The 2,967-nt window shown below is 50.2% G+C and carries 1 rRNA gene; it reads right to left on the reverse strand.

What is annotated here, in order from left to right:
- Nucleotides 1-32: 32 nt before the first annotated feature.
- Nucleotides 33-2,894: ribosomal RNA gene (locus AKG39_RS16605) — 23S ribosomal RNA — on the reverse strand.
- Nucleotides 2,895-2,967: the final 73 nt, after the last annotated feature.

Below are 2,967 nucleotides of genomic sequence, written 5' to 3' on the forward strand. Positions count from 1 at the left end.
GATCATTCAAAACAGCATAGTGTAAAAACGGTTGGATCAAGACCTCGGCCGATTAGTACTGGTCAGCTCCATATGTTGCCATACTTCCACATCCAGCCTATCTACCTGGTCGTCTACCAGGGGCCTTAACCATTGCTGGTGAGATATCTTATCTCGAGGGGGGCTTCGTGCTTAGATGCCTTCAGCACTTATCCCGTCCAAACTTAGCTACCCAGCGATGCTCCTGGCGGAACAACTGGTACACCAGTGGTTTGTCCATTCCGGTCCTCTCGTACTAGGAATAGCTCCTCTCAAATATCTAACGCCCACGACGGATAGGGACCGAACTGTCTCACGACGTTCTGAACCCAGCTCGCGTGCCTCTTTAATGGGCGAACAGCCCAACCCTTGGGACCTGCTTCAGCCCCAGGATGAGACGAGCCGACATCGAGGTGCCAAACCTCCCCGTCGATGTGGACTCTTGGGGGAGATAAGCCTGTTATCCCCGAGGTAGCTTTTATCCGTTGAGCGATGGCCCTTCCACTCGGAACCACCGGATCACTAAGCCCGACTTTCGTCTCTGCTCGAGATGTCTCTCTCGCAGTCAATCACCTTTTTGCCTTTGCACTCTGAAAGATGGTTTCCAACCATCCTGAAGGTAACTTTGGGCGCCTCCGATACTTTTTAGGAGGCGACCGCCCCAGTCAAACTGCCCGTCTGACACTGTCCAATGACCGGATGACGGCCACTTGTTAGAACTCCGATAGTACAAGGGTGGTATCCCAAGATTGGCTCCTTCGAAACTAGCGTCCCAAATTCGTTGCCTCCCACCTATCCTGTACGTGTACTACCAAAACTCAATGCCAGATTGCAGTAAAGCTCTACGGGGTCTTTCCGTCCTGTCGCGGGTAACTCGCATCTTCACGAGTACTACAATTTCACCGGGTGTGTTGTCGAGACAGCGCTCAAATCGTTACGCCTTTCGTGCGGGTCAGAACTTACCTGACAAGGAATTTCGCTACCTTAGGACCGTTATAGTTACGGCCGCCGTTTACTGGGGCTTAAATTTGCACCTTCGCATTGCTGCTGAGCACTCCTCTTAACCTTCCAGCACCGGGCAGGCGTCAGCCCCTATACGTCATCTTTCGATTTAGCAGAGACCTGTGTTTTTGCTAAACAGTCGCTTGAGCCTCTTCTCTGCGGCCCACTTGCGTGGGCACTCCTTCTCCCGAAGTTACGGAGTCATTTTGCCGAGTTCCTTAACAACACTTCTCCCGCTCATCTTAGGATTCTCTCCTCGCCTACCTGTGTCGGTTTACGGTACGGGCACCCTCTCTCTCAATAGAAGCTTTTCTTGACAGCGTGAAATCAGCGACTTCCCTACTTATTTTTCGTTCCCCATCACGCCTCAGCCTTAAGAACCGGGGGATTTGCCTCCCAGTTCAGCCTTGACGCTTGGCCCAGCATTTCCAATCGCTGGGTTCGCTTATCCTTCTGTGTCACTCCATCTCTCAAACAATTAAAGGTGGTACAGGAATATCAACCTGTTGTCCATCGCCTACGCTTCTCGCCTCGGCTTAGGCCCCGACTTACCCTGAGCGGACGAACCTTCCTCAGGAAACCTTGGGCTTTCGATGGTGAAGATTCTCACTTCACTTTCGCTACTCATGCCAACATTCTCTCTTGTCTTGTGTCCACCTGACCTTACAGTCAAGCTTCGCCCTCAAGACATTGCTCCCCTACCATTACAGTAAGTAATCCATCGCTTCGGTACCAGATTTGAGCCCCGTTCATTTTCGGCGCACCACCACTCGACCAGTGAGCTATTACGCACTCTTTAAATGTGTGGCTGCTTCTAAGCCAACATCCTGGTTGTTTCTGCAGTTGCACATCCTTTCCCACTTAATCTGGATTTAGGGACCTTAGCGGATGGTCTGGGCTGTTTCCCTCTTGACTATGAGACTTATCTCACACAGTCTGACTGCCGCATATAAGTGTATGGCATTCGGAGTTTGATATGGTTCAGCAAGCTTTACGCCCCCTAGCCAATTCAGTGCTCTACCTCCATCACTCTCTTTACGACGCTAGCCCTAAAGCTATTTCGGGGAGAACCAGCTATCTCCGTGTTCGATTGGAATTTCACCCCTATCCACAACTCATCCAAGCCTTTTTCAACAGACACTGGTTCGGACCTCCACTTGGTTTTACCCAAGCTTCATCCTGGTCATGGATAGATCACACGGTTTCGGGTCTACAGCATGCAACTTATCGCCCTATTCAGACTCGGTTTCCCTACGGCTCCGTACCTGAAGTACTTAACCTTGCTACACACCGTAACTCGTTGGCCCGTTCTACAAAAAGCACGCAGTCACGTTAGCTCCTGCTGCTTGTAAGCATAAGGTTTCAGTTTCTATTTCACTCCCCTTCCGGGGTTCTTTTCACCTTTCCCTCACGGTACTTTCCGCTATCGGTCACTCAGTAGTATTTAGCCTTAGGGGGTGGGCCCCCTATCTTCCCACAGGGTTTCACGTGTCCCGTGGTACTCGTCGATTACCCATCTTAATCATTTTCGCTTACGGGGATCTCACCCTCTGCGTCCGGCCTTCCCATGCCGTTCAGCTAATGACTAAAATTTGATGTAATACTGGGCTCTTCCTCGTTCGCTCGCCGCTACTAAAGGAATCGATGTTTCTTTCTGTTCCTCTGGGTACTAAGATGTTTCAGTTCTCCAGGTTCCCTCCAGACCGCTATGTATTCACGGTAAGGTGACTGATCTTCAATCAGCCGGGTTTCCCCATTCGGATATCTACGTCTCACCGGTTATGTGCACCTAAACGTAGCTTTTCGCAGCTTGTCGCGTCCTTCGTCGGCTCTGAGTGCCAAGGCATTCACCTTATGCTCTTTTCTTCTTGATCCTTTTGATGTTACGTTTTCGTTGTTACGAAATTGTTTTTCAAATTGTTTTTACACTATGCTGTTTTCAATGAT

The organism is Acetobacterium bakii (assembly GCF_001263355.1).
GTDB classification, from domain to species: domain Bacteria; phylum Bacillota; class Clostridia; order Eubacteriales; family Eubacteriaceae; genus Acetobacterium; species Acetobacterium bakii.